The organism is Streptomyces vastus, assembly GCF_039532825.1.
In the GTDB taxonomy this organism is placed as follows: Bacteria; Actinomycetota; Actinomycetes; order Streptomycetales; family Streptomycetaceae; genus Streptomyces; species Streptomyces vastus.
The window spans coordinates 23,638-48,836 of record NZ_BAAASJ010000002.1 but is presented as its reverse complement, the minus strand read 5'-3'; the positions used below and the strand labels follow the sequence as shown (position 1 = coordinate 48,836).

The 25,199-nt window shown below is 70.8% G+C and carries 25 protein-coding genes; 15 read left to right on the top strand and 10 right to left on the bottom strand.

Going from position 1 to position 25,199, the window contains the following annotated elements; translation table 11 throughout:
- Positions 1-173 precede the first annotated feature (173 nt).
- Positions 174-2,285, bottom strand: coding sequence for a TRAP transporter permease (locus ABD357_RS00740; protein ID WP_344386754.1), 2,112 nt, complete (start codon positions 2,283-2,285; stop codon positions 174-176).
- A 218-nt stretch (positions 2,286-2,503) separates the two neighbouring features.
- Between ABD357_RS00740 and ABD357_RS00735 the strand changes: the two genes are divergently transcribed.
- Both ABD357_RS00735 and ABD357_RS00730 read left to right on the top strand, forming a co-directional pair.
- Positions 2,504-3,256, top strand: coding sequence for a response regulator transcription factor (locus ABD357_RS00735; RefSeq protein WP_344386752.1), 753 nt, complete (start codon positions 2,504-2,506; stop codon positions 3,254-3,256).
- A gap of 9 nt (positions 3,257-3,265) precedes the next feature.
- Positions 3,266-4,684 carry a sensor histidine kinase gene (locus tag ABD357_RS00730; RefSeq protein WP_344386750.1) on the top strand — a complete coding sequence of 473 codons (1,419 nt, stop codon included), beginning with the start codon at positions 3,266-3,268 and terminating at the stop codon, positions 4,682-4,684.
- A 29-nt stretch (positions 4,685-4,713) separates the two neighbouring features.
- Here ABD357_RS00730 and ABD357_RS00725 read toward each other — a convergent pair whose 3' ends face one another.
- The 5 genes from ABD357_RS00725 to ABD357_RS00705 all read right to left on the bottom strand — a co-directional run bounded on the left by ABD357_RS00725 (position 4,714) and on the right by ABD357_RS00705 (position 9,125).
- Entirely contained in the window at positions 4,714-5,670 is a 957-nt protein-coding gene (locus tag ABD357_RS00725) for a TAXI family TRAP transporter solute-binding subunit (protein ID WP_344386748.1), read from the bottom strand.
- Between the two features lie 232 nt (positions 5,671-5,902).
- Entirely contained in the window at positions 5,903-6,670 is a 768-nt protein-coding gene (locus tag ABD357_RS00720) for an SDR family NAD(P)-dependent oxidoreductase (RefSeq protein WP_344386745.1), read from the bottom strand.
- Positions 6,671-6,791: 121 nt separating this feature from the next.
- Positions 6,792-7,343: a cyclophilin-like fold protein gene (locus tag ABD357_RS00715; protein WP_344386742.1), complete on the bottom strand. Its 552-nt coding sequence runs from the start codon at positions 7,341-7,343 to the stop codon at positions 6,792-6,794.
- Positions 7,344-7,361: 18 nt separating this feature from the next.
- Entirely contained in the window at positions 7,362-8,027 is a 666-nt protein-coding gene (locus ABD357_RS00710; RefSeq protein ID WP_344386740.1) for an SDR family NAD(P)-dependent oxidoreductase, read from the bottom strand.
- An 81-nt stretch (positions 8,028-8,108) separates the two neighbouring features.
- Positions 8,109-9,125, bottom strand: a complete 1,017-nt coding sequence (locus ABD357_RS00705; RefSeq protein WP_344386738.1) for a zinc-dependent alcohol dehydrogenase family protein — start codon at positions 9,123-9,125, stop codon at positions 8,109-8,111.
- A 172-nt stretch (positions 9,126-9,297) separates the two neighbouring features.
- On the opposite strand from ABD357_RS00705, the gene ABD357_RS00700 reads away from it, so the two are divergent.
- The 3 genes from ABD357_RS00700 to ABD357_RS00690 all read left to right on the top strand — a co-directional run bounded on the left by ABD357_RS00700 (position 9,298) and on the right by ABD357_RS00690 (position 12,379).
- Entirely contained in the window at positions 9,298-10,179 is an 882-nt protein-coding gene (locus tag ABD357_RS00700) for a helix-turn-helix domain-containing protein (protein WP_344386736.1), read from the top strand.
- A 469-nt stretch (positions 10,180-10,648) separates the two neighbouring features.
- Entirely contained in the window at positions 10,649-11,344 is a 696-nt protein-coding gene (locus ABD357_RS00695; RefSeq protein WP_344386734.1) for a type 1 glutamine amidotransferase domain-containing protein, read from the top strand.
- 108 nt (positions 11,345-11,452) lie between these two features.
- Complete coding sequence (locus ABD357_RS00690; RefSeq protein ID WP_344386732.1) at positions 11,453-12,379, top strand: NAD(P)-dependent oxidoreductase; 927 nt, start codon at positions 11,453-11,455, stop codon at positions 12,377-12,379.
- Positions 12,380-12,436: 57 nt separating this feature from the next.
- Here ABD357_RS00690 and ABD357_RS00685 read toward each other — a convergent pair whose 3' ends face one another.
- Genes ABD357_RS00685 through ABD357_RS00670 form a run of 3 tightly spaced genes read right to left on the bottom strand, consistent with a single transcriptional unit; the run spans position 12,437 to position 14,991 of the window.
- Positions 12,437-13,162 (bottom strand): FAD:protein FMN transferase, encoded by a 726-nt coding sequence (locus ABD357_RS00685; protein ID WP_344386731.1) that lies wholly within the window; start codon positions 13,160-13,162, stop codon positions 12,437-12,439.
- Positions 13,163-13,172: 10 nt separating this feature from the next.
- A complete protein-coding gene (locus ABD357_RS44470) occupies positions 13,173-13,640 on the bottom strand; it encodes an FMN-binding protein (protein WP_425584712.1) in 468 nt (155 codons plus the stop codon).
- Between the two features lie 13 nt (positions 13,641-13,653).
- Entirely contained in the window at positions 13,654-14,991 is a 1,338-nt protein-coding gene (locus tag ABD357_RS00670; RefSeq protein WP_344386727.1) for a ferredoxin reductase family protein, read from the bottom strand.
- A gap of 155 nt (positions 14,992-15,146) precedes the next feature.
- Here ABD357_RS00670 and ABD357_RS00665 point away from each other — a divergent pair, with 155 nt between their 5' ends.
- The 7 genes from ABD357_RS00665 to ABD357_RS00635 all read left to right on the top strand — a co-directional run bounded on the left by ABD357_RS00665 (position 15,147) and on the right by ABD357_RS00635 (position 21,929).
- Positions 15,147-15,854 (top strand): response regulator transcription factor, encoded by a 708-nt coding sequence (locus tag ABD357_RS00665; RefSeq protein WP_344386725.1) that lies wholly within the window; start codon positions 15,147-15,149, stop codon positions 15,852-15,854.
- Complete coding sequence (locus tag ABD357_RS00660) at positions 15,851-17,293, top strand: sensor histidine kinase (protein WP_344386724.1); 1,443 nt, start codon at positions 15,851-15,853, stop codon at positions 17,291-17,293. The genes ABD357_RS00665 and ABD357_RS00660 overlap by 4 nt, the downstream gene beginning before the upstream one ends.
- Before the next feature lie 303 nt (positions 17,294-17,596).
- The gene (locus tag ABD357_RS00655) at positions 17,597-18,247 is read left to right on the top strand and encodes a GntR family transcriptional regulator (RefSeq protein WP_344386723.1); all 651 of its coding nucleotides are present in this window, start codon (positions 17,597-17,599) and stop codon (positions 18,245-18,247) included.
- 95 nt (positions 18,248-18,342) lie between these two features.
- The gene (locus ABD357_RS00650; protein WP_344386722.1) at positions 18,343-19,095 is read left to right on the top strand and encodes a PIG-L deacetylase family protein; all 753 of its coding nucleotides are present in this window, start codon (positions 18,343-18,345) and stop codon (positions 19,093-19,095) included.
- A complete protein-coding gene (locus tag ABD357_RS00645) occupies positions 19,092-19,802 on the top strand; it encodes a 4-carboxy-4-hydroxy-2-oxoadipate aldolase/oxaloacetate decarboxylase (RefSeq protein WP_344386721.1) in 711 nt (236 codons plus the stop codon). Before ABD357_RS00650 ends, ABD357_RS00645 begins: the two co-directional genes overlap by 4 nt.
- A 32-nt stretch (positions 19,803-19,834) precedes the next feature.
- On the top strand, positions 19,835-20,893 hold the full coding sequence (locus ABD357_RS00640) for a 4-oxalomesaconate tautomerase (RefSeq protein WP_344386858.1): 1,059 nt from the start codon (positions 19,835-19,837) through the stop codon (positions 20,891-20,893).
- Positions 20,894-20,963: 70 nt separating this feature from the next.
- Positions 20,964-21,929, top strand: coding sequence for a catechol 2,3-dioxygenase (locus tag ABD357_RS00635; protein WP_344386719.1), 966 nt, complete (start codon positions 20,964-20,966; stop codon positions 21,927-21,929).
- 19 nt (positions 21,930-21,948) lie between these two features.
- Here ABD357_RS00635 and ABD357_RS00630 read toward each other — a convergent pair whose 3' ends face one another.
- Positions 21,949-22,884 (bottom strand): alpha/beta hydrolase fold domain-containing protein, encoded by a 936-nt coding sequence (locus tag ABD357_RS00630; RefSeq protein WP_344386718.1) that lies wholly within the window; start codon positions 22,882-22,884, stop codon positions 21,949-21,951.
- 220 nt (positions 22,885-23,104) lie between these two features.
- Here ABD357_RS00630 and ABD357_RS00625 point away from each other — a divergent pair, with 220 nt between their 5' ends.
- The 3 genes from ABD357_RS00625 to modA all read left to right on the top strand — a co-directional run bounded on the left by ABD357_RS00625 (position 23,105) and on the right by modA (position 25,174).
- Complete coding sequence (locus ABD357_RS00625; protein WP_344386717.1) at positions 23,105-23,863, top strand: FHA domain-containing protein; 759 nt, start codon at positions 23,105-23,107, stop codon at positions 23,861-23,863.
- 80 nt (positions 23,864-23,943) lie between these two features.
- Positions 23,944-24,339, top strand: coding sequence for a TOBE domain-containing protein (locus tag ABD357_RS00620; protein WP_344386716.1), 396 nt, complete (start codon positions 23,944-23,946; stop codon positions 24,337-24,339).
- 52 nt (positions 24,340-24,391) lie between these two features.
- A complete protein-coding gene (modA, locus tag ABD357_RS00615) occupies positions 24,392-25,174 on the top strand; it encodes a molybdate ABC transporter substrate-binding protein (protein WP_344386715.1) in 783 nt (260 codons plus the stop codon).
- Positions 25,175-25,199: the final 25 nt, after the last annotated feature.

Genomic DNA, 25,199 nt, shown 5'->3' with positions numbered 1-25,199 from the left:
CAAGTCGCCGGGTCTACCGCCGGGCCGGCGGGAAGTCAGGTCTGTGGAGCTTGTGTAAGACCGTGGACGGCACACCGTCCCTTCGCTGGTGACCCCAGGCGGCAGCGGGCTGCGAAGCAGAAAGCTCGACCCGTGAGGGAAGGAATCTCCGCTGTTCACGGCGGAGAGGGAGGTCAAGAGGAGAGCTGTCCTTCCGTGATGGTGTCCGCCTCGGGGTTCTCACCGGTGGTGGAACCCGAGAGGGTGGACTGCCGACGGCGTACGAGATGCACGCCAAGGGCGAGTACGAGGGCTGAGCAACCCGCGGTGATCGCCACGGGTTCGAGGTACAGCAGGCACAGGGCGGCGGCCGCGCACAGCGCACGCTCCGCCGGGCCCGCCGGGCCGAGCAGCCGGCCCCCGGTGGCCGCGGCCAGTGCGGCCACGGCGAGGGCGGATACCGCGGTGGTCCACAGGACGCCCCACAGGCCGCCCGTGCCGAGCAGATGGGTGCCGTTGTCGGTGAGCACGAAGGCGAACGGCACGAGGAACGCGGGCAGCGAGTACTTCCAGGTCGCGACCATGGTGCGCATCGGGTTGCCGCCGGTGATGGCGGCGGAGGCGGCCGCCGCCATGGCCGTCGGCGGGCTCACCTCGGAGAGCACCGCGTAGTAGAAGATGAACATGTACGCCTCGTGGGTGGCGACTCCCAGTTCGAGCAGGGCGGGCGCGATGATCACCGCGGCGATGATGAAGGAGGCGGTGACCGGGACCGCGAGCCCGAGGATCGACACCGCCGCCGCGGCGAAGAGCACGGTCAGGACCAGCGTCACGGTCGGGTTGTCGCCGAAGACCCCGGCCGCGTCGACGATGACCGAGGCCAGGTTCAGGCCGAGGCCGGTCTGGGTGACGACGGCGACGATCATGCCCGCCGCGGCGCAGGTGGCGACGACCGGGAGGACCGACTTGCTGCCCTCGGCGAGGGCTTGGTACAGCCGTCGGGGCGTCATCCGGTGCTTCGGGTCGAGGAACGACAGCAGGAACTGCAGGGCCGTCGCGTAGACGACTGCCTTGAACGGGGGCAGTCCCATAGCCATGAAGCCGACGATCATGAAGAGGGAGAGGAAGTGGTAGCCGAACCGGCCGAGCAGTCGCAGTGCCGAGGTGGGCTCGTCGTCCACGACCGGCTGCGTGTGGTGTTTGCGGGCGTCGATCTCGACGGCGAGGAGGATGCCCAGGTAGTACAGGAGCGTGGGCACCAGCGCGTACAGCAGGACGGTGAGGTAACTCTCCCGCAGGTACTCGGCGATGATGAACGCCGCGGCGCCCAGGGTGGGCGGGGACAGGATCGCGCCGATCCCGGCGGCCGCGAGCACGCCGCCGCCCTGCTCCTTGCTGTACCCGGCCCGGCGCAGGACGGGCCAGGCGACCGAGCCCAGGCTGACCGCGGTCGCGGTGCCGGAACCGGAGACCGTGCCGAGCAGGAAGCCGGCGGCGGTCACCGTGCGTCCGGGCGCGCTGCGGGAGCCGCGGAAGGCCGCGAAGGACAGGTCGATGAAGAACTTGCCCGCACCGGATATGTCGAGGACGGCGCCGAAGATGGTGAACAGGACGATATAGGTGCCGGCCACGTTCAGCGGCACGCCGTAGACCCCGTCGGTGCCCATGAAGTAGTGGGCGGCGATAGCGTCGATGTCGAAGCCGCCGTGCGCCAGCGACCACTCGTACGGCAGCATCCCGCCGTAGTACGCGTACACCAGGAAGCTCGCGCAGAAGGCCGGCAGGACCCAGCCGGTGGTGCGCCGGCATGCCTCCAGGACCAGCACGATCATGGCGAGGCCCGCAGCTGTGTCCAGCGAGGTCGGCAGCTGGCGCCGCTCGATGAAGGCGTCGAACTCCAGCAGCGGATACAGGCACACGGCGAGTGCCGCCGCGGCGAGCAGCCAGTCGAGCCACCCGGGGTCGTCGTGGCGGACGGCCGCCTTGTCCGACCCGGCAGGGGCGGTGGCACGGTCACCGCGTCGCCAGGGCAGCAGCAGCGCCGGTACCCGCACTGTCCCGCGGTGGGTCAGGAAGATCAGCGGCAGCGTCCCCGCGAGGAAGAGGGTCAGGTAGTACTGGGTGCCCTTGGCCACTGGAAAGAAGACCGCGTACAGCACGAAGACCGACAGCGCGGCGCACACCACGGCCACGGCCGCGGAGACCCCGGGGGAGAGTTTCCGGGCCGGCCGCTCCTGCTCGAACTCGGCCACGAGATCCTCGGCTGATCGCTGCCTCGGCTCGGGCGGCACCGTTGCCATGCTCATCGCGGCTTCTCCTGGGACTAGGCGGTTCGTGGTGTCCCAGACCGTGGCAGCTGTTTACATGCGGGCAACAGGGCACGCCCGAGGACTTAACGTAGGTTTAGGGTTCAGTGACGGTGGTCACTTCTACGCTCATCGCACCGGCAGTGACCTGCGCCCTCCCTCGGCACCCCTGCCGCCGGGCCCAGTGCCCGCCGGATTTCCACCAACCGGGAGGCCGTGTGCGGATACTTCTCGTCGAGGACGACAACCGGGTCGCCGACGCCCTCACCAGCGCACTCCGGCGCCACGGATACGAGGTGCGGCGTGCCGCCAACGCGGCCGACGCCCTGGCCGCACCCGCGGTCGATCTCGTGCTGCTCGATCTGGGCCTGCCCGACCGGGACGGCATCGAGGTGTGCCGCGAACTGCGCGCCCGCGGCGGGGTCCCGGTGATCGCGGTGACCGCGAGGGGAGACGAGCCCGACCGGGTGCGGGGGCTGCGCAGCGGCGCCGACGACTACGTGGTGAAACCCTTCGGCACCGCGGAGCTGCTGGCCCGTATCGAAGCGGTGCTCCGGCGCAGCGTGAGCCAGCGCGGCCATGAGGACAGACTCGTCGCTGTCGACGGTCTGGAGGTCGACCTCGGGCGGCGCGCGGTCACCGTGGACGGGCGGAGTATCTCCCTGACCCGCAAGGAGTTCGAGGTTCTCGCCCTGCTGGCCCGCGCGGGCGGTGCCGCGGTGCCCCGCGACCGGATCGTGGTGGAGGTGTGGCAGACGACGTACGACGGTATGTCACGCACTCTCGATGTCCATGTGGCCACTCTGCGCGGCAAGCTGGGGCGGGCGGGGAGCCTGGTGCAGACCGTGCGCGGCTTCGGGTACCGGCTCTCCGCCGCACCGGCGGTGTCCGGTGGTCCGGCGCTGTCCGGTGGTTCGGGGGTGGCCGGTGGCGGGGCGGAGGCCGGTGGTCCGGCGGCGGCCGGCGAGTGAGGACGCCGGATGCGCCGCCGACTTCTCGTCATCGTCTTCGTTCTGGTCGCCGGTCTGATCGTCGCGCTCAGCCTGCCCCTGGTGCGGGCCACCGCGGAGCGTACGGTCCAGAGCGCGTTCATCGGGCGGGTCGAGGACGGCGCCTGGTTCGCTGACTTGGCCGCCACCGCCCTGGAGTCGGGGCGGACCGGCCGGCTGGAGGCCGCAGCCGACCGCTACGCGAACCTCTACGACTCACGCGTCGCGGTGGTGGACGCCGACAGCGAGACCGTGGTCGCCTCGCGCCCCGTCGACCTGGAGGAGCCGCAGGTGCGGTCGGCGCTGCTGCTCGCCCTCGCCGACCGGCCTCCCGAGCAACCCGGCGTGTGGTGGCCATGGGACGACCGGTCCTTCGTGCTGGCCGAGCCCGTCCGGCGCGACGGCCGTGTGCTGGGTGCCGTGCTGATCGTCTCCCCCACCGACCATGCCCGTTCCGAGGTGGCCGACCATCTGACACTGGTGATACTGGGCAGCCTCGCGGCACTCGTCCTGGTGGTGATCGCGGTCGCGGCGCCGGTGGTCCGCTGGGTGCTCCGTCCTGTGCACGACCTGGACCGCGCCACCCATGAGGTCGCCCTCGGGAGCCTGAAGACCCGTGTGTCGGAGCGGGTGGGCGCCCCGGAACTGCGCCGCCTCGCCAACCACTTCAACGTGATGGCGGACAGCATGCACGCCTCCCAGGAGCAGCAGCGGGCGTTCGTGGCACAGGCATCCCACCAACTGCGCAACCCGCTGACCGCGCTCCGGCTGCGGGTGGAGAACCTCGAGGAGTTCGTGAACGACCCGCGCGGTCTGAACGAACTGCACTGCGCTGTGGAGGAGGCCGACCGGTTCGGCGAGATGCTCGACGGGCTGTTGCGGCTGGCCAGGGCGGAGGCGTCCGTGGCGGAACGCGCGCAGGTCGACGTCTCAGCCGTGGTGAGACACCGGGTCGATGCCTGGCGGACGGCCTTCGCCAGCGCGGGCGTCCCGCTCAGCACGACGATTCCCGACAGGGTGAGCGCGCTGTCCCTGCCCGACTGCCTCGACCACGCTCTCGACACCCTGCTCGACAACGCCCTCAAGTTCAGCGAGCAGGCACCCGTCGATGTCTCCGTGCACCGCGCCCCGGCCGGGGCAGCGAGGGAGACGGTCGAGGTGACGGTACGGGATGCCGGCCCCGGCCTGACCGAGGAGGAACTGTCCCAGGCGGGCGGAAGGTTCTGGCGCAGCACACGTCACCAGAACGTCCGTGGCACGGGGCTCGGCCTCGCGCTCACCCGCATGCTGGTGGAGGCGGGCGGCGGTGAACTGCTCCTGGCAGCCGCACGGCCACACGGACTCTCCGCCACCGTACGGCTGCCCGCCGTCCCCGCACTCCCTGGAGATCCCCCGTCCGATCCGCTGTGAGGGGAGCCGGTGACGGTCCCTGTGAGCGGTCAGGGATGTGACTCGCGGTACCACCGGGCGGCGCCGGGGTGCAGCTCCAGCGGGTGGGTGGCGATCGCCGTACGCCGGTCGAGGCGGCGGGCCTCCGGGTGGGCCTGGATGAGCTGTGACTGGCCCTCGAACAGCAGCCGGGTGAGCCAGTACGCCTCCGAGTCCGGCATGTCCCGCCGTACGACCAGGAAGTTCGGCACGCTCACCGTGGTCACCGCGCTCTGCGCCCCGTACACGACGGCCGGCACGGTGGTCTCGGTGTACAGCTCGCCGTAGGACCGGGTGAGCTCGTCGACCACGTCGCCGAGGTCGACGAGGCGGATCATGGTGTTGCGGCGCAGTTCGGTGATCGCCCCGGTCGGCAGACCGCCGCTCCAGAAGAAGGCGTCGATCCGCCCCTCGGCCAGGGCGGTCGCCGACTCGCGCACATCCAGCCGCAGCGAGGTCAGGTCACTGTCGGGGGAGAGCCCGGCGACCTTCAGGATGCGCTCGGCGATCAACGCCGTGCCCGAGCCCTCGGCCCCCACGGAAACCCGCAGTCCGCGTAGCGCCTTCGCGCTGCGGACCGGGCTGTCCGCGCGGACCACCAACTGCACGTAGTTGTCGTAGAGCGAGGCCAGCGCTACCACGGGCAGCTTCCGGGAGAAGGGCGCGCTCCCGGCGACGGCGTCGGCGGCGGAATCGGCGAGAGTGAAGCCCGCCTGTGCCTGGTCCGCGGCCACCCGGCGCAGATTGTCCACACTGCCCCCGGTGTGCAGAACCTGCGCCGAGACGTCTGGCAGCCGACTCTCGATGAGGTCGGCGTAACCGGCCCCGTAGTCCGCGTAGACACCGCCTGGGTTGCCGGTGGCCACCTTGATCTCCCCGGACGGGCGGGGCGGCGCGTCGCTTCCGCCGCACCCTGCGAGCAGCAGCGTCGCGGTGAGGGCGGCGGCGAGTACGCGTGCCAGCCGCATGGGTACCTCCCTCGACGTTCCGAGCCGCGCACAGGGCGTGCGGCCCAGGTCGTGCGGGGTCCGAAGGGCCGACTCGATCAGCCTAACCGCCTGCGAAGACGGCGGTCCGTGACCGGCAGGCGGGCGGTCGACGGCGCCCCCGGCGGTGCTGCCATACGGTGAACAGCCCGGCGGCCGGAACCCCACGCCGCGCGGGACGGTGGCGGACTGTCCCCCACCCCGTGGCCCGTCCTCATCGGGCGACGTAGCCTCCGTCGACGGGGAGGGCGACGCCGACGACGAAGCCGGCTCCGGGGCTGCACAGCCACAGGACGGCCTGGGCGATCTCCTCGGCGGTTCCGAGCCGGTTGATGGGCTCGTTGGCCTCGGCCTCGGCGCGGTCGAGCTCACCCTTGGTGATCATGTCGCTGACCATGGGCGTGTTGATGGTGCCGGGGCAGACGGCGTTGACGCGGATGCCGCGCGGGGCGTATTCGAGGGCCGCGCTGGAGGTCAGGCCGATCACTCCGTGCTTGGAGGCGTGGTAAGAGGCGCGGCCGGGGAGGCCGACCAGGCCGCCGAGTGAGGAGCAGTTGACGATGGCTCCGCTGCCCTGGGCGCGCATGTGCCGCAGCTCGTGCTTCATGCAGGCCCACACGCCGCGGAGGTTGACGGCGTTGACGCGGTCGAAGCGTTCGGCGGGCTCCTCGGCCGCGTCGCTGGGCGGGATCTGGATGCCGGCGTTGTTGTAGGCCATGTCGAGGCGGCCGAAGGTCTCGACCGTGCGGTCGACCGCGGCGGCGACCTGGTCCTCGTCGCTGACGTCGCAGGTGAGGGCGAGCACCCGATGGCCGGCGCCGGTGAGGTCCTTCGCGGCGGCGTTGACGGCGGCTTCGTCGATGTCGGTGAGGGTGACGGCGGCCCCGGACTCGGCGAAGGCGCGGGCGGTCGCCAGGCCCATGCCGGAGCCGGCTCCGGTGACGAGGGCGACCTGGCCGGTGAAGTCGTAGGTGGGGTTCACGTCGTGCTCTCCGATCGCGGGCTGCTCTGCGGTCCAGGTCTTGTTTGTCCGTGTCTCGTCGTGTTTGTGAAGCGGTCTGTGCACTTGTTTCGTGCGCCGGTCCTTGTCGGTGGCCGTGAGGTCAGGAGGCGTCTTCGATGGTGACGCTGACCTCGTCGTTGTCGGCGAGAGCCTCGGTGGCACTTTCGGGCATGTGCCCCAGGATGATCAGGTCGTTGCCGGTACTGGGCGAACCGTCGCGGTAGTAGATGGCGAGGTTGCCCCAGGGCGCGTAGTAGGCGAGGTCGCCGGTACGGGGATGGACTCCGCTCGGGGCGCCGGAGGTGGACAGCCGACGCGGCAGGTCGGCGATCTTCTCGTTCTGATGGAAGTCGGTCAGGTCCAGGGTGAGGGGGAGCTGCGCGGCGAAGTCCTGGGCGGCGGCGCTGTCGTTGAGCGTGGCGTCGACCGGCGTGCCGTCGACGGTGATCCGGATGTTCATGGCGGTGGATCTGCCAGGGGCTGTGGTGGGCGCGGGACTTGTCGTCGTCCGCTCCGGCGTGCTCGGGGACGAGGACGTTGGCCGGGACGAGGCCTGGGAGGGTGGCGGGTCTTCGGTGCAGGCGGTCACGGCGAGCAGCAGCACCGCGGCTACGGCACCACGGGCCGCCAGGGTGGGAAGGGCGGTCGGCATCACGGGGCGTCCAGGGATTCAGTCGGGCAGGGGCTCGGAGTAGTGGCGGAAGCCGTCGCGCCCGGTGTGGATGTCGTACAGGCGCCGGGCCAGGGCGTCGGGGCTGCTGTGTTCGGCGTCGGGCCGGATGGCGCCCGGCACGATCAGCTGGGCGACATGGATGTTCTGCGGGGCGAGCGTGTCGTGGAGCATGCGGGCGTACGCACTCTCGGCGGCGAAGGCGACCGAGGTGCCGGCGACGTTCGGGTTGGGGCGTACGGCGCTGGAGCCGTTGACGAACAGCAGGGTGCCGCGGCCGAGTACGCGCATGCCGGGCAGGACGGCGTTCACGGCGGTGACGGGGCCCTTGACGGAGAAGCCGAGGGGGGCGTCGAGGTCGTCGGCGCCGGTGTCCAGGACCGGCTTCATGAAGTCGGCGCGGGGGACGGGGCTGTACTGGAGGATCTCGACGGTCCCCAGCGAGGTACCGGCCGCGTACAGGGCCCCGGTCAGGGACTCGATGTCGAGGACGTCGGCGGCGAAGCCGCGGGTCTCGATGCCGTCGCGGGCCAGCTCGGCCGTGAGGTCCTCCAGGCGCTGGGTGTTGCGGGCGATGAGAGCGACGGAGTGGCCGGCGGCTCCGAAGCGGCGGGCGGTGGCGAGCCCGAGGCCGGGTCCGGCACCGATGAGGGCGAAAGTGGTCACGGTAGTCCGAGTCCTTGTCCAGGAGGGGCCGTCCGGGGTCGGGCAGGGGATGTCCGGCTGTCGCGATGGACGATGTACGGGTCAGGGCTTCAGAAGCGTCTTGATGGCGCGGCGTTCGTCCATTGCCTTGTAGCCTTCGGCGACCTGGTCCAGGGGCAGGGTGAGGTCGAAGACCTTGCCCGGGTCGATCCGGCCGGAGAGGACGCGGTCGATCAGGTCGGGCAGGTAGGCGCGCACGGGGGCGGGGCCGCCCCGCAGACCGACGTGGGAGAAGAACAGCTCCTGGCCGTCGATCGCGACGTCGTGCGGGACGCCGACGAAGCCCACGTTGCCGCCGGGCCGGGCGGAGTGCAGGGCCTGCCGCATGGACTCGGCCGTGCCGACGCACTCCAGGACCGAGTCGGCGCCGATGCCGCCGGTGAGGTCCTTGACGCGGGCGATGCCTTCATCGCCGCGTTCGGTGACGATGTCGGTGGCGCCGAACTCGACGGCGAGCTTCTGGCGGGACTCGTGCCGGCTCATGGCGATGATCCGCTCGGCGCCCAGTTCCCTGGCCGCGATGACACCGCACAGACCGACCGCGCCGTCGCCGACGACTACGGCGGTGGAGCCGGGCTTCACTTCGGCGGCGAGGGCGGCGTACCAGCCGGTGCCCATCACGTCGGAGACGGCGAGCAGGCTGGGCACCACCTCGCCGGACGGGTGCTCGTCGGTGGCCACGAGCGTGCCGTGGGCGTTGGGGATGCGCACGTACTCGGCCTGACAGGTACTCATGAACTCGCGGTGCAGGCAGGAGGACTGCCAGCCGTTCAGGCAGTTCGGGCAGGTGTTGTCCGAGGTGGCGAACGACCCGACGACGAACTGTCCCGGCTTGACGTCGGTGACCTCGCCGCCGACCTCCTCGACGATGCCGACGTATTCGTGTCCCATCGGATGGGGCTCGGCAACCGGCTCCGCGCCGCGGTAGGGCCACAGGTCCGAGCCGCACACGCAGGTGGCGACCGTGCGGATGACGGCGTCGGTCGGCCGGCTGATCTTCGGGTCGTCCAGGGTCTCGAAGCGCACGTCGCCGGGGGCGTGAATGACTGCTCCGCGCATGATGGGGTGCTTCCTTCGGTACGAGGGGCTGGAACCGCAGCCGGGAATCCCGGACGCTGCTCGAAATCGAGCCTCACACGCGAGGGAGGGCGCGAAAAGCGGAGGAATCCTTCCTGGGAGAGGAATATCCAGGGAGGAAATTCTCCCCCTTTTCCTGGGCACGATCGGTGCCATGCTGGGCAGCATGACCAGCAATGTCACCCTGAATGAACTGGGAGAATTCCTCAAGAAGCGCCGCTCAAAGCTGAGTCCGCGCACGGTCGGACTGCCGGAGACGGGCGGGCCCCGCCGGGTCGCCGGGCTGCGCCGTGAGGAGGTCGCCCAGCTCGCCTCCATCAGCACGGACTACTACACCCGGCTCGAGCAGGGCCGTATGCAGGCCTCCGCTCCCGTGCTGGACACCATCGCCCGCGTCCTCCGCCTGGACGACGACGAGCGGGGCTATCTCTTCCAGCTCGCGGGCAAGACCACCGTCCGCACGCGGCGCCGCGGCAGGCAGAAGGTACAGCCCCAGTTGCAACGCGTGCTGGACGACCTCACCGCCACCCCGGCCATCGTGCAGGGGCGGCGCGGGGACATCCTGGCGTGGAACGCGCTGGCGGCCGCCCTGGTCACCGACTTCTCCCGTATTCCGGAGAAGAACCGCAACTACCCGCGGCTCATCTTCACCGATCCGGCGATGCGCAGCCTGTACGCGGACTGGGAGGGCTCGGCGCGGATCGCCGTGGCGCAGGTTCGGATGGAGGCGGCGAAGTATCCCGAGGATCCCCGTCTCGTCGAGCTGGTCGGTGAACTGTCCATGCGCGACAAGCAGTTCGCCCAGTGGTGGGGCGATCACCGCGTAGCGGCCCGTACCGTGGGCACCAAGACCCTCAACCATCCGGTCGTCGGAGAACTCGTCCTGGACTGGGACACCCTCACCGCCAACACCGATCCCGACCAGCACCTGACCGTGTGGACCGCAGCCTCCGGTTCTCCCACCCACGAGCGGCTGCGCATTCTCGCCTCCTGGGCCACCGACCAGAACGTGTCGCCCTCTTCTTCGCTCCGCTGACCGATGCCGCCGCGCCAGCCGACGTCCTGGGTGCTCGCCCCGACCGACTGGTCCGCAACCTTCCGTTGCTGATCGGCGGCGTGCTCCGCGCACCCTCCCCACCACCGGTACGCACCCCCCATCGCCGACCGAGCGTTCAACCGGCCGCTCGCCACGGCTCGTTGACGCACTTCCGGAGGCGCGCAGCACGCACTCTTCGGCAGTTGGCGGAGCTTGATCTTGTGCTTGGCGTCGACACCGGGCTTCAGAGCGGGGCCGCCGACGGGGCCCTCCTCGGCGCGGATCGCCTCGGCCGGCTCTTCCGGGAGCGTGACGGTGTACTTCTTGGTTGCCATACCGTTGACCATGCTGGTGCACCCGATGGTGGCGCCCAGTGCGAGCGGCGACCATTCAGCCAGGAATACCCGGCCTGAATGGCCAGGCGGAACACCCAGCAGCAATACCCAGCAGCAATACCCAGGGAGTACACATGGCCAAGATCCTTTTCGTCATGACCGGCGCCGACCGGTGGACGCTGGCCGACGGCAGCACGCACCCCACCGGTTTCTGGGCCGAGGAGGCCACCGTGCCCTACGAGGCGTTCAGGGCCGCGGGCCACGAGGTCACCGTGGCCACGCCCGGCGGTGTCGTGCCGCCCGTCGACCCCGCCAGCCTGAGCCCCGAGGCCAACGGGGGCGCCGAGAAAGCGGCGGCGGTCCGGGGTGTGGCGGAAGGCGCCGCCGAGTTCCGCAGCCCGGTCGCGCTGGCCGATGTACGCCTCGACGGATTCGACGCGGTGTACGTCCCGGGCGGTCACGGCCCGATGGAGGACCTCGCGGTCGACGCCGACTCCGGCCGGCTCCTCGCGCGGGCGGTGGAGTCCGGTCTGCCGGTGGGCGTGGTGTGCCACGGCCCGGCCGCGCTGCTGGCGGCGACGAAGGACGACGGCACCAACGCCTACGCCGGTTACCGCATCACCGCCTTCACCAACACCGAGGAGCGGCAGGCCGGCCACGCGGAGAAGGCCAAGTGGCTGCTCCAGGACCGCCTCACCGAGGCCGGCCTGAAGGTCGAGGCCGGCGAACCGTGGGCGCCGCACATCGAGGCCGACCGCAACGTCGTCACCGGCCAGAACCCCGCCTCCTCCGGCCCGCTCGCGGCCGAACTGCTCAAGAAGCTCCGCTGAATCCCGGCACCCGAGATCCCCAACCGCCCCCATGAGCAGACCGCGGACCACGCAGCCGACCAAGGCCAAGAAATACCAACGCACCGCACGCACAGGGAAGTTGACGTCATGACCGACAAGCTCACCGTGAGCGTCCTGGGCACCGGCATCATGGGCGCCGCGATGGCCCGTAACCTCGCCAAAGCCGGGCACACGGTCCGCGCCTGGAACCGTACCCGCGCCAAGGCCGAGCCCCTGGCGGCCGACGGGGCGCACATTGCCGGTACTCCCGCCGAGGCGGTGACCGGCGCCGATGTCGTCCTGACCATGCTGTACGACGGGCCGGCCGCCCTGGAGGTCATGCGCGAGGCGGAGCCCGGGCTGCGTCCCGGTACGGCCTGGGTGCAGTCCACCACCGCAGGGATCGAGGGCATCGGCGAGCTGGCCGGCTTCGCCCGCGCACACGAGCTGGTCTTCTACGACGCGCCCATGCTGGGCACCCGTCAGCCCGCCGAGGCCGGCCAACTGCTGGTCCTGGCCGCGGGCCCGGTCGAGGGCCGGGACACGGTGGCTCCCGTCTTCGACGCGGTCGGCGCCCGCACGGTGTGGACGGGCGAGGACGGCGCGGCCGGCAGTGCGACCCGGCTGAAGCTGGTGGCGAACAGCTGGGTCCTCGCGGCCACCGCGGCGACCGGCGAGGTCCTCGCGCTGTCCAAGGCGCTGGGCGTGGACCCGCAGAGCTTCTTCGACGCCATCGCCGGCGGCCCGCTCGACATGGGCTATCTGCGGGCCAAAGCCGGACTCATCCTGGACGGCCGGCTCTCCCCGGCCCAGTTCGCGGTGGCCACCGCCGCCAAGGACGCCCGCCTGATCGTCGAGGCGGGCGAGCAGAATGGCGTACGCCTCGACGTCGCCGCCGCGAGCGCCGCCCGCATGCGGCGCGCCGCCGCCCAGGGCCACGCCGACGAGGACATGGCCGCCGCGTACTTCGCCAGCTTCGACCCCGACTCCGACTCCGAGCCCGATTCCGCCCCCGACGAGGACGCGTCCGCCTGAGGCCGCGACCTCAGGACCGGGGTCGTACTCAGGACCCGGGGTCGTACTCAGACCCCGTCACGCCGCCGTAGGAAACCCTTTCGTCCGGAACACCCTCCGCTCCGCGTCCACCGCGAACACCTCGCAGTCGTCTCGTGCGGCGGCCCAGTCGATGCCCTCCGGGCCCATGGCGAAGGCCGCCGTCGCCGTGGCGTCCGCCTCCGTGAGGGACGAGGACACGACCGTCACGCTGAGGAGGCCCGTGGCCGGGCGGCCGGTGCGGCCGTCGATGATGTGTTCGCCCCGTTCGTAGCGTGCGGAGGTCGCCACGGCGCTGTCCGTCACGTCCAGGACAGTGCACAGCTTGTCGGCCTGTTCGGGGTGCCGTACGCCCACCCGCCACGGACCGCCGGCCGCGACCACGTCGCCGCCGGCGTTCAGGCAGAACCGGGACGCGCCGGTCGCCGCCACCAGGTCCGCCGCCCGCTGCACCGCCCAGCCCTTCACCATGGCGCAGGGGTCGAGGCCGCGACCGGGCAGCCGTACGTCGAACGCGCCCCCGGTCGCGACCCGGTACCGCTCGCACAGGTCGAGGATCTCCGCCAACTCCGGGGATATGTCCTGGAGTCTGAGCTCGCCCCGGTCGAGGCGCGACACCTCGCTGCCGGGCTTGAAGGGGCTGAACCGTTCGTCGACCTCGCGCAGCCAGTCGAAGGCCCGGTCCGCGGCCTCTGCGGCGTCCCCTTCTCCCTCATCCATCCCTACGGAGATCGGGAACCCCATGATGTGCTCGACCCGGCGCACGCTCAGCCCCTCAGCCCTTCGCGTCGATCGCGGCCTGGAGGGACTTGACGTAGCCCTCGCTGGTGATCGTGGCGCCGGACACCGTGTCGATGTCGGCGCTCTGCGCCTCGAGCGTCTCCTCGATCAGCTTCGGCACGGCGGCTTCGGTCTGCGGGTGGTTCGGCTGCTGCAGCATCCGTACGGAGCTGATCGTGTCGCCCTCGAAGGTCACCTCGACCTGCACAGGGCCCTTCTCGGTGTTGAGCGTCGACCCCGCGATGACCTGGTTCGGCGTGCCCGAGCCAGAGGATCCCGTATCGGACGATCCCGAGTCCGAGGAGCCCGAAGAGCCCGAGCCCGACGAGGCAGCCGCGGACGGTGTCGAAGCCGGCGCCGCGACCTCGGTGCTCGACGACGAGGTCTCGGTCGACGGTGCGTAACGCCAGACCGGGATCAGGGCCGCGACGCTCAGGACCAGGACAGGAATTGCTCGCTTCATGGTGTCGTCCCCCTTATCCGGCCAGGCTGAAGCGTTCGAAGTGGATCTGCTGCCTGGGCACGTCCAGGTCGCGCAGGGTGCGCAGGACGGCGCCGGTCATGCCGGGCGGGCCGCAGACGTAGACGTCCCGGTCGGCGATGTCCGGCACGAGCCGGGTCAGTTCGGCCGGTGCCAGCTTGTCCGGGGTGGCCGGGCCGCTGACCAGGAACAGGTGGGCGCCCTTGGCGTGGGCCAGTTCGCGCAGCTCGTCGTGGAGCACCGCGTCCTGGTCCGTGGCCACCCGGTAGATGACGGCGGCGTGGCCGTGCAGATCCTCCAGCAGGGCCCGGATCGGGGTGACCCCGACGCCGCCCGCGATGAGCAGGGCGTCAGGCCGGGTCCGGTGCATCGTGGTGAAGGCGCCGTACGGGCCCTCGGCGAACACCCGCGTGCCGACCTTCAGGTGCCGCAGCGCCGCCGTGCCGTCGCCGGCCGCCTTCGCGGTCAGCCTGAGGCCCCGGCCGTCCGGGGCGGCGGACAGCGAGAAGGGGTTGGCCTGCCACCAGCGGCCCTTGGTCATGAACCGCCACAGGAAGAACTGGCCGGCCCGTGCGGGCAGCCGGTCCAGATCGCGGCCGGTGATGTAGACCGACACGACGTTGTCGGATTCGGGGACGACGGCCGAGACGCGTAGCTGGTGCCGCAGATTGCGCCACAGTGGCAGCACGAGCCGGCCCACGAACACCGAGCCGAGCGCCACGCCCCACAGCGCGTACCAGTACGTCGTGGCCGCCGAGCTCGTCGTGAAGGTCGTGCCCACCGCGACCTGGTGCGTGAACGCCAGCACCACCGCGACGTACGTGTAGAGGTGGATGAAGTGCCAGGTCTCGTACGCCAGCCGGCGCCGGGCCCAGCGCGCCGAGACCGCGCCGACGACCATGATCAGCACCAGGGCGACGATCGCGCGCAGCACACCCTCGACGGTTTCGGCGAGGTCCACGAGCTGGCTCACCGGGTCCATCGACGAGGACTGGGCATAGCCGAAGGTGATGAACACGCCGTGCCCCAGCAGCGACCACAGCAGGCCGAAACCGACCCAGCGGTGCCAGGAGGTCAGCCGGTCCATGCCGATCCGGTGGTCGAGCCACGGCAGCCGGGCGACGAGCAGCAGCTGGAAGGCCATGAGGAGGGCGGCGTACAGGCCGGTCAAGCGCCCCAGCAGAATGAGGGCGTTCGAGGCGAGCCCGGACTGGAAGAAGAAGGCGGTCACCACCGCGAGGTTCGCGGCCAGCAGGGTGTACAGGCCGGTGCGGGCCACCACCTTGGGGCGTATCGCCGGTGTGGGGGGTCTGACGCGTTGGACAGTCGTCACGGGACGGCAACTCCTCGATCAATGATCCGGGGATACCGAGCCTGCCTGGTGGGAGCTGTCGTTCAGCTGTCGGTCAACTTTCAAGTTTTTATCGATGTGATTCTGGAGGGCGGACGGCTATGGGCGCCAGGAGTCACGTGAAGCACTATGAGCGGGTGGAAAAAGTACGTCTTCTCGTGGTGGACGACGATCCGCCCATCGCCGACCTCGTCGCCACCGTCGCCCGCTACGAGGGCTGGGACGCGGTCACCGCCTACTCCGGTGAGGAGGCGCTGCGCCAGGCCGCCGAGTTCCACCCCGACATCGTGGTGCTCGACCTGATGCTCCCCGACCTGGACGGATTCGGTGTGCTCGACCGGCTCCGGCTGTCCGGGACGATGGTGCCCGTCGTGTTCCTCACCGCCCGCGACGGCGTCGCCGACCGGATCGCGGGCCTCACCAGGGGCGGCGACGACTACCTGGTCAAACCGTTCGCGGTGGAGGAGCTCATGGCCCGGCTGCGCACCGTACTGCGCCGCAGCGCGGGCCCCGGCTTCCAGCGTTCCGTGCTCCAGGTCGCCGACCTGACGATGGACGAGGACACCCGCGAGGTGCGGCGCGGCGAGAAGCTGCTGACGCTCACCCCGACCGAGTACGAGGTGCTCCGCTATCTGATGCGCAAGTCGCCGACCGTGCTGACCAAGGCGCAGATACTCGACCACGTCTGGGAGTACGGCTTCGGAGGCCGCTCCAACGTCGTGGAGCTGGTCGTCAGCCGGCTGCGCCGCAAGCTCGACGGGCCTGACGAGGGCGCTGACGGCCGGGCACCACTGATCCACACCGTGCGGGGTGTCGGGTACGTGGTGCGGCAGGTCGCCGGGTGATCGGCCGGCTGAGGCGGACCTACGGCAGACTGCGCCTGGGCACCCGGCTCGCGCTGGGCCTGGGTGTGCTGTCCCTGCTGGCGTTCGCGGTCGTCGGTACGGCGCTGACGACGTACATGCGGGACTACCTGTCGGAGCAGCTCGACACACAGCTGGCGCAGGGACAGATCGCCCAGTCCAGGAACATCGAGGAACACGGCACGCTTTCGGGAAAGAAGTACTACAGCTGGTTCTACGCCGTGTACGACGTGTCGGGCGGCAAGCCCGTGCTCCGCAAGCCCGAGGACCCCGGCGACCTGCCGGAGGACGTCGGCAGCTTCACCGCCGTGGCCCGGGCGCAGATGTCCGCGGACACGGAGGTCCTGCGCACCGACGATCTCAAGGGCAAAGGCACCTACCGGCTGCGCGCGTGCGAGTTCGAGCCCGGCACCATCCTGGTCAGCGCCGCGCCCATGGACGGCATCGACGACACGGTGGGCCGGCTGATCATGATCCAGGCCGTCGCCTTCGGGCTCGCGCTTCTCGCGCTCGTGGTGTCGGGCCGGGGGATGCTGCGGCGCGGTCTGAAGCCGCTGAGCGACATGGCGCACACCGCCCGCGGCATCACCTCGCACGACCTGACCGACTCGGCACGGCTGCCGGTACGCCACGACGGGCGCAGCGGCGGCCCCGAGGTCGAGGAGCTGCGCACCGCGTTCAACACCATGCTGGAGCACATCGACGACTCGCTCGCCGTCCGCACGGAGGCCGAACAGCGGCTGCGCCGCTTCGTCGCCGACGCCTCGCACGAGCTGCGTACGCCCCTGATGTCGGTCCGCGGCTACGCCGACCTGTTCCAGTACGCGGCGGCCAACGCCCCTGAGGAGCGGGACAAGCACCTGGCCCGGCTGCGTGCCGAGGCCGCGCGGATGGGCGTACTGCTGGACGACCTCCTGCTGCTCGCCCGCCTGGACGCCGCCGATGTGGAGGCGCCGCTGCGGCTGGAGGAAGTGGACCTGGTGGAGCTGGTGCACCAGGCGGCCGACGCCTTCCGCGCGGGCCAGACGGACCACCCGCTGACCGTCACGGCCGGTCCCGGGCCGGTGAGGCTGCGGCTCGACCCCCTGCGCATCCGGCAGGTGCTGGACAACCTGCTCTCCAACGCCGCCGTGCACACCCCGGCCGGTACGAAGGTGTCGGCCGAGGTGGCCGTCGAGTCCGGCATGGCGGTGGTGAGGGTCGCCGACGCGGGCCCCGGCATCCCGGCCGCCGACCAGCAGCGCGTCTTCGACCGCTTCTACCGCGTCGACAAGGCCCGCAGCCGCGACCGGGGAGGCAGCGGCCTCGGCCTCGCGGTCGCGCGCTCACTGGCCCGCGCCCACGGCGGCACCCTCGAACTGACCAGCCGCCCGGGCGCGACGACCTTCACGATCAGGCTTCCGCTCGGCCGGACGGCCTGAGCCTGAGCGCTCCGCTGGAAGTGCGGTTCGAAGCTGCGGGTCCGTCGTGGCCGGTCGCTCCCCCACTCTCGGCTGCGCTCGAGCGGGGGGACTCCCATCGCGGCGGAGCCGCATAGTGTCACGCCCCGCGCCCCTTAAGGGGCGCGGTACCGCACCGGACGTCGGAAAGTCCGTTCGGCTCCTGGTGCGACGACTGCTGTGACGACCCCGATCACCGTGCGCCCGGCAGCATGGTGACGAAATCGTTGACAATTTTGTTCGCCTACGTTTACGGTCGACAGGCACTCACTCAGGGAGAGCACGATGGCGGACGAAGCCAGGCCGAGCGGCGGAGAGCAGGCCAAGCAGCACGCGCTGACGCAGCTGCGGCATGCGATTCTGCGCGGCGAGATGGCACCGGCCCAGCGGCTGGTGGAGAACGAACTCGCCGAGCAGTTCGGTGTGACACGGGCCAGTGTGCGCGCGGCACTGATCGATCTGGCGGCCGAGGGACTGGTCGAGCGGATCCCCAACCGCGGCTCACGGGTCCGGCTGGTGACGGTCGAGGAAGCGGTCGCCATCACCGAGTGCCGCATGGTGCTCGAAGGACTGTGCGCGGCCAAGGCGGCCGTCCAGGCCACCGACGACCAGCTGACCGAACTGGCCGACCTCGGCACGGCGATGAGCAAGGCCGTCGCCGACGGCGAACCGATGACCTACTCCGGGCTCAACCAGGAACTGCACGCCAAGATCCAGCAGTTCTCCGGCCAGCAGGTGGCCGTGGAACTGCTGGACCGGCTCAACGCGCAACTGGTGCGCCACCGCTTCCAGCTCGCACTGCGCCCTGGGCGCCCCCAGCAGTCCGTGAACGAACACCTGGCCATGATCGAGGCGATCAGGGCCCGCGACCCTCACGCGGCCGACGCGGCCGCGCGCGCCCACCTCACGAGCGTGATCGACGCGTTGCGCGAATAGACCCGTTGCGCGAACAGACGCTGCGCGAATGAACGCTGCGCGAATGAGGCCGCGGGAGTGGGCCGACTGACCTGTCCAGCAAGGAGATTGCAGCCATGACGCACGACGAAAAGGCGCCCGCACCCCCACGCTCGACCCTCGTCATCACCGCGCACGCCGGGGACTTCGTATGGCGGGCCGGCGGAGCCATCGCCCTGGCCGCCTCCCGCGGCGAGCGGGTGACCATCGCGTGCCTGACCTACGGCGAGCGGGGCGAGTCCGCCAAGGCGTGGCGCCAGGGCAAAACGCTGGAGGAGATCAAGGGGATACGCCGCGAGGAGGCCGAGAAGGCCGCGGCCACCCTCGGTGCGGAGGTCGTCTTCTTCGACGCCGGCGACTATCCCCTCCTCGCCACCCCCGAGCTGACCGACCAACTCGTGGGCGCCTACCGGAAGATCCAGCCCGACGTCGTGCTCACCCACCCCCTCGACGACCCGTACAACGGCGACCACCCGGCCGCCGCCCGGATGGCCCTGGACGCCCGCGTCCTCGCCCAGGCCATCGGCTACCCGGCCGAGGGCGAGGTCATCGGAGCCCCGCCGGTGTTCTTCTTCGAGCCGCACCAGCCCGAGATGTGCGGCTTCAAGCCGGAGGTTCTCCTGGACATCACCGAGGTGTGGGAGACCAAGCGCCGGGCCATGGAGTGCCTGGCCGCCCAGCAGCACCTGTGGGACTACTACACCGACCTCGCCGTCCGCCGCGGCGTTCAGCTCAAGCGCAACGCAGGCCCCAACCTCGGCCTGCCGCACACCACTTACGCCGAGGCCTACATGCGCCCGTACCCGCAGATCACCGGGGAGCTGGCATGAGCGGCGTGATCGTCACCAACCCTCCCAAGGCCTCCGAGAAGGACGTGGACGCCCTCTCCGCGTACGGCGTGGCCACCGTCCACGAAGCGCTCGGCCGCACCGGGCTCCTCGGCCCGCACCTGCGCCCCGTCCAGCAGGACGTACGCATCGCCGGAACCGCGGTCACCGTGCTCAGCTGGCCCGGCGACAACCTCATGATCCATGCGGCGGTCGAGCAGTGCGGCGAGGGCGACCTGCTCGTCGTCACCACCACCTCGCCCTCCACGGACGGCATGTTCGGCGAACTGTTCGCCACCGCGCTCCAGAAGCGCGGAGTGCGCGGCCTGGTGATCAACGCGGGCATCCGCGACACCGCCGAACTGCGCGAGATGCGCTTCCCCGCCTGGTCTGCCGCCGTGTCCGCCCAGGGCACCGTGAAGGCGACCGGCGGCTCGGTCAATGTGCCGGTCGCCATCGGCGGGCAGATCATCCGGCCCGGCGACGTGATCCTCGCCGACGACGACGGCGTGATGTGTGTGCCCCGCGAACGAGCCGCCGAAGCCGTCGAGGCGTCCGCCGCCCGTACCGCCAAGGAGGAGGCCTCCCGCGCCGCCTTCGCCGGGGGCCAACTCGGCCTGGACCGCTACGGGTTGCGGGAGACCCTCGTACGCCTGGGGGTGGAGTACCGGTCATACGCCGACTACGCCCGCGACGAGGCCGGATCGTGACCGGCGGGCCCGAGCCCGAGGAGGTGCGCTGCATGCTGATGCGCGGCGGTACCTCCAAGGGCGCCTACTTCCTGGCCGGCGACCTGCCCGCCCAACCCGCCTTACGCGACGACCTGTTGCTGCGCGTCATGGGCAGTCCCGATCCGCGCCAGATCGACGGGCTCGGCGGGGCGCACACCCTGACCAGCAAGGTGGCCGTGGTGTCGGCCTCTGCCGCTCCGGAGGTGGACGTCGACTACCTGTTCCTCCAAGTCGGCGTCGGGACGAGCGAGGTGTCTGACCGTCAGAACTGCGGCAACCTGCTCGCGGGCGTCGGCCCCTTCGCCGTCGAGCGCGGGCTCGTCGCCCCGGCGGACGGCGAGACCTCCGTGCGGATCCGCATGCTCAACACCGGGGAACTCGCCACCGCGACCTTCCCCACTCCGGGCGGACGCGTCGGCTACACCGGCTCCGCCGAGATCTCCGGCGTGCCGGGGACCGCTGCGCCCGTGGCCATCGAGTTCCTGCCGGGCGGCAGCCCGTTGCTGCCCACGGGCAAGATCCGCGACACCCTCGCCGGCACTCCGGTGACCTGCGTGGACAACGGGATGCCGACCGTACTGATCGCCGCCTCCTCCCTGAAGGTCACCGGCTACGAGGACCCCGAGGACCTGGAGAAGGACGCGGCCCTCGCCGACAGGCTCCGTGAAATCCGCCTGGAGGCAGGCCCGTTGATGGGCCTGGGAGAGGTCGAGGGTGCCACCGTGCCCAAGCTCAGCCTGCTGGCTCCGCCCGTGCACGGCGGCGCGGTGATGACCCGCACCTTCATCCCGGTCCGCTGCCACACCTCCATCGGCGTCCTGGCCGCCGCGAGCGTCGCCGCCGGGCTGCGGATCGAGGGCGGCATCGGCCAGGACGTGGCCGAACTCCCGGCAGCGGGGGAGTGGTTGCGCATCGAGCACCCCACCGGGTTCCTGGATATCGAGGCGGGCGTCGACGCGGGAGGCGGCGCTCCGGTGGCTCGCCGCACGGCCGTTGTCCGTACCGCGCGCAAGATCTTCGACGGGACGGTCCATCCCCGGCCCGCCGAGACCGCCGCGCCCCGTTCCTGAACAACTCCCTTTCGCCGCACCAGCGTCACCGGCACACCTTCCCCGTACCCTCGTCCCTACGGAGCTCCCGATGACACCTCCCCTCGGAGACATCGCCCACCTCGGGCACGTCGAACTGCTCACACCGGACTTGGACCGCAGCCTCGCGTTCTTCACCGACTACCTCGGCCTGACGGTCAACGGCGAACGCGGCGACTCCGTATACCTGCGCACCTGGGACGACTACGAGCACCACAGCCTGGTCCTCACCGCGCACGAGACCTCCGGCATCCGCCGCACCGCGCTGCGCGCCTCCAGCGAGGAGGCCCTGCAGCGCAGGGTCAAGGAGCTGGCGTCCGCGGGCCACGAGGGCCGCTGGACCGAGGACGAGCCGGGCCTCGGCCCGCTCTACGTCACCACCGACCCGGACGGCCACGAGGTCGCCCTGTACTGGGAGTCCGAGTGGTACCAGGCCCCTCAGGCGCTCAAGCCGGGCCTGAAGAACCAGCCCCAGGCCAAGCCGGGCCACGGCGTGGCCGTACGCCGCCTCGACCACGTCAATTACCTCGCCGCCGATGTTGCCGCGGCCGCCGACTTCCACCAGTACGTCCTCGGCGCCCGCCCGACCGAGCAGATCCGGCTCGACAGCGGCAGGATCGCCGCGAAGTGGCTGACGTTCACCAACAAGTCGTACGACGTCGTCTACACCGAGGACTGGACCGGCTCCCGCGGCCGGCTGCACCACATCGCGTTCGCCACCGACACCCGCGAGGACATCCTGCGCGCCGCCGATCTCGCCCTGGACACGGGCGTGTTCATCGAGACGGGCCCGCACAAGCACGCCATCCAGCAGACGTTCTTCCTGTACGTCTACGAGCCGGGCGGCAACCGCGTCGAACTGTGCAACCCGCTCACCCGACTGGTTCTCGCCCCGGACTGGCCCCTGATCACCTGGACCGAGGAGGAGCGGAAGAAGGGCCAGGCCTGGGGCCTGAAGACCATCGAGTCCTTCCATACGCACGGCACGCCGCCGGTCGACCGACGACGCGATCCGTAGTTCAACTCGCTGCCCGTGCCTACGCGTTGACGGCCCGCCGCACATGGTCCGCGATCAGCGCGTAGACCGGCCGGGCGGCCTCGGTGTCCTTGAGGTCGTAGCCGTGGTCGGCCTTGCGGACGACATGGTGCTCGGCCAGCGCCCCGGCCTTGTCCAGTCGCCCGGCGTACCGCTCGTCCTCGGCTCGGAGGAGGTCGTACTCCGCGGCGATGACGAGCGCCGGGGCGATACCCGTGAGGTCCGCGGTGTCGGCCGGGTTGGCCGGAGATACCAGGCGGTCGGTGCGCTGGGCCGGGTCCGGAACGTACGCGCTGTCGAAGATCGCGGCCATCCACGGGCGCAACACCGGCTTGGGGATGTGGGCCTTCTTGTACTTGGCGCTCGTCGCGAGGTCGAGCGGCGGATAGTGGAGGACCTGGAGCGCGATCGCGGGTCCGCCGGTCCCGAGAGCCTGACGTGCCACCGCCGCCGCGAGACCGCCGCCGGCGCTCTGCCCGCCCACGGTGAGACGGCTGCCGTCCCAGCCGTGCTCGGCGCCGTGCTCGGCCACCCAGCGGACGACCTCGTACGCCTGCTTCGGCGGGGCGGGGAACGGGTACTGCGGGGCGACGACGTAGTCCACGTTGATCACGACCACACCCGCCTCCGCGGCGAGGTATCGGCACAGTGCGTCGTCCATCTCCGCGCCCCGTAGCACGTATCCGCCGCCGTGGAAGTTGACGTGGACCGGCGGGAGTACCCCATCCTCGGATTTGGGCATGTACACCTCTACCGGGGCCGGAGCCATGGACGTCGGTACCGTCAACTCGCGGACGTCGCGCGGAAACTCGGGAAGCCGCTCACGCCACGAGGCCGCCGAGCCCCGCCCACTGGCTCGTCGGCTCGCGAGCCCGAGCATGCGCTGCATGATCTTCGCGGCGAGGGAGGCCACTGCCGGCCTGGCCAAGAGGGACATACGGCTCCGTTCGGGGTGGTTTCTTGTCGAGGTCAATCATCAGGATTCCTGGCGATTGATGATGGGGGTGATGGTAGCCGTGCTTCCCTCGGAGCGACCCCGCCGGGGACCGGTCCCGTATCCCCGCGGGCACACTGGCGCCGGGGTGCGCGGCGGAGGGGGACGCGCACCCCATCCACCGACCGACTTCCCGACACCGAGAAGACAGATGGAGGCCACCATGGATCAGCTCGCGAGTCTGGCTCGCGGTGTCGCCAAGGCCAGTCCAGGCACCTTGCATGCGCGCTCACTGACCGGCGGTATCAGGGTCCCGCCACGGCCGGGCCTGACGATCCGCTTCGGCCGCGGTGAGGAGCCGGAGGTGGACCTGGCGGTGGGCGAGGACGACCTGCGGGTCAGCCGCCGGCACGGCGAACTGACGTACCGCGCAAGCCAATGGTGGCTGCGCAACACCGGGCAGCAACTCGTCCGCCTGCCGCATGGCCGCCTGATGCACGAAAGCACCGAGGCCATCCCGCTCGCGCCCGGCTACACCCCGCTGTTCGTGAGGGGCTCGGGCTACCGGGAGCACCTGGTCGAGCTGTATGTGACGGGCCACGACGCCCCCGGCCTCGTACCGCGCCGCCAGGCGAGCACCCTGAAGCCGCGCATCTGGCCGCTGTCCGAGGACGAACGACTGCTGCTGGTCGTGATCGGCCAGCACTACCTCCTGTACGAGGACGGCCCGCGCCCCCTGTCCTACCGGCGGGCCGCCCGCCTGCTGGAGTGTCTGCGCCCGGACGACAAGTGGACCGAGCGCCGTATCGAGCACAAGATCACGGAGGTCCGCAAGCGCCTCCACGGCGGCGACTTCCCCTACCCGCTGATACACGACAAGGAGTCCGGAGCGCCCACGGACAACAACCTCCTGCACAACCTCCTCAGGGGCCTGGTCGAATCCACCACCCTCGTCCCGCCGGACCTGGAGATGATCGACTAGAGCTTACTGAGTGGCACTTGCTGGGCTCGAGCCCAGCCGTGCATTGCAGATGCGAGGCAACACGGCTTAATCTGTCGCACATGCAGTCCTACACCATCGGGCAGGCAGCCCGGCTGCTCGGTGTCAGTGCCGACACCGCGCGCCGCTGGGCGGACGCCGGCCGCGTCGCGACGCACCGCGACGAAGGCGGCCGTCGCCTCATCGACGGCCGTGATCTGGCCGCCTTCTCCGTCGAGATCGCGCAGAGCGGCAGCGGTGAGGAGGAGCACCCGTACACCTCGGCGCGCAACGCGTTCCCCGGCATCGTCACCGCCGTCAAGCTGGGCGACGTCGCGGCCCAGGTCGAGATACAGGCGGGCCCGCACCGCCTGGTCTCCCTGCTGACCCGGGAGGCCGTCGAGGAGCTGGGCCTGGAGGTCGGTATGCAGGCCACCGCCCGCGTGAAGTCGACCAATGTGCACATCGACCGTGCCTGAACACCCGCCGGCCACGGTCCCCGGCACCTCCCCTCGCAAGGAGGCCCACGGCATGTCCCTCCTCCGTACCCGCCGCCGCGCCGCCGCCGTACTCATCGCCGCCGCCCTGCTCGGCGCACTCGCCGCCTGCGGCGATGACGGCACCGAGCAGACCGGCGGGAGTTCGGACACGGCGAACCTCACCGTCCTGGCCGCCGCCTCCCTGACCGATGTCTTCAGGACCGCGGGCGCGGCGTACGAGAAGGAGCGTCCGGGTACGAAGCTGACCTTCTCCTTCGCCGGATCCCAGGAACTGGCCGCGCAGGTGAAGCAGGGTGCCCCCGCCGACGTACTCGTCACCGCGGACACGAAGACGATGGAGGGGCTGCGGGCCGACACCGGCACCGCAACCGTCATCGCCAAGAACCGACTGGTCATCGCCGTCGGCGCGGGAAACCCGAAGCAGATCGAGGGCCTTGAGGGCCTTGCCGACAGCAAGACGAAGGTCGTACTCGCGGCGCCCGAGGTGCCGGTCGGCCGCTACAGCAGGCAGGTCCTGGCCGACCGGAACATCACGGTGAAACCGGTCTCCGAGGAGCCCAACGTCCGGGCGGTGCTCAGCAAGGTCGAACTCGGCGAGGCGGACGCGGGCATCGTCTACAAGACCGACGCGGCCACGGCGACCGACAAGACCGACGCGATCACGATCCCCGACGACCAGAACGCCATCGCCTCCTACCCCGCCGCCACTCTCAAGGAGTCGCAGCACTCCACGGCGGCCACGGCCTTCGTGAAGTGGCTGTCCTCGCCGCAGGCCCAGCAGATCCTCCGCACCGCGGGCTTTGAGAAGCCCTGACCGTGTGAGGGCCGTGATCAGTGAT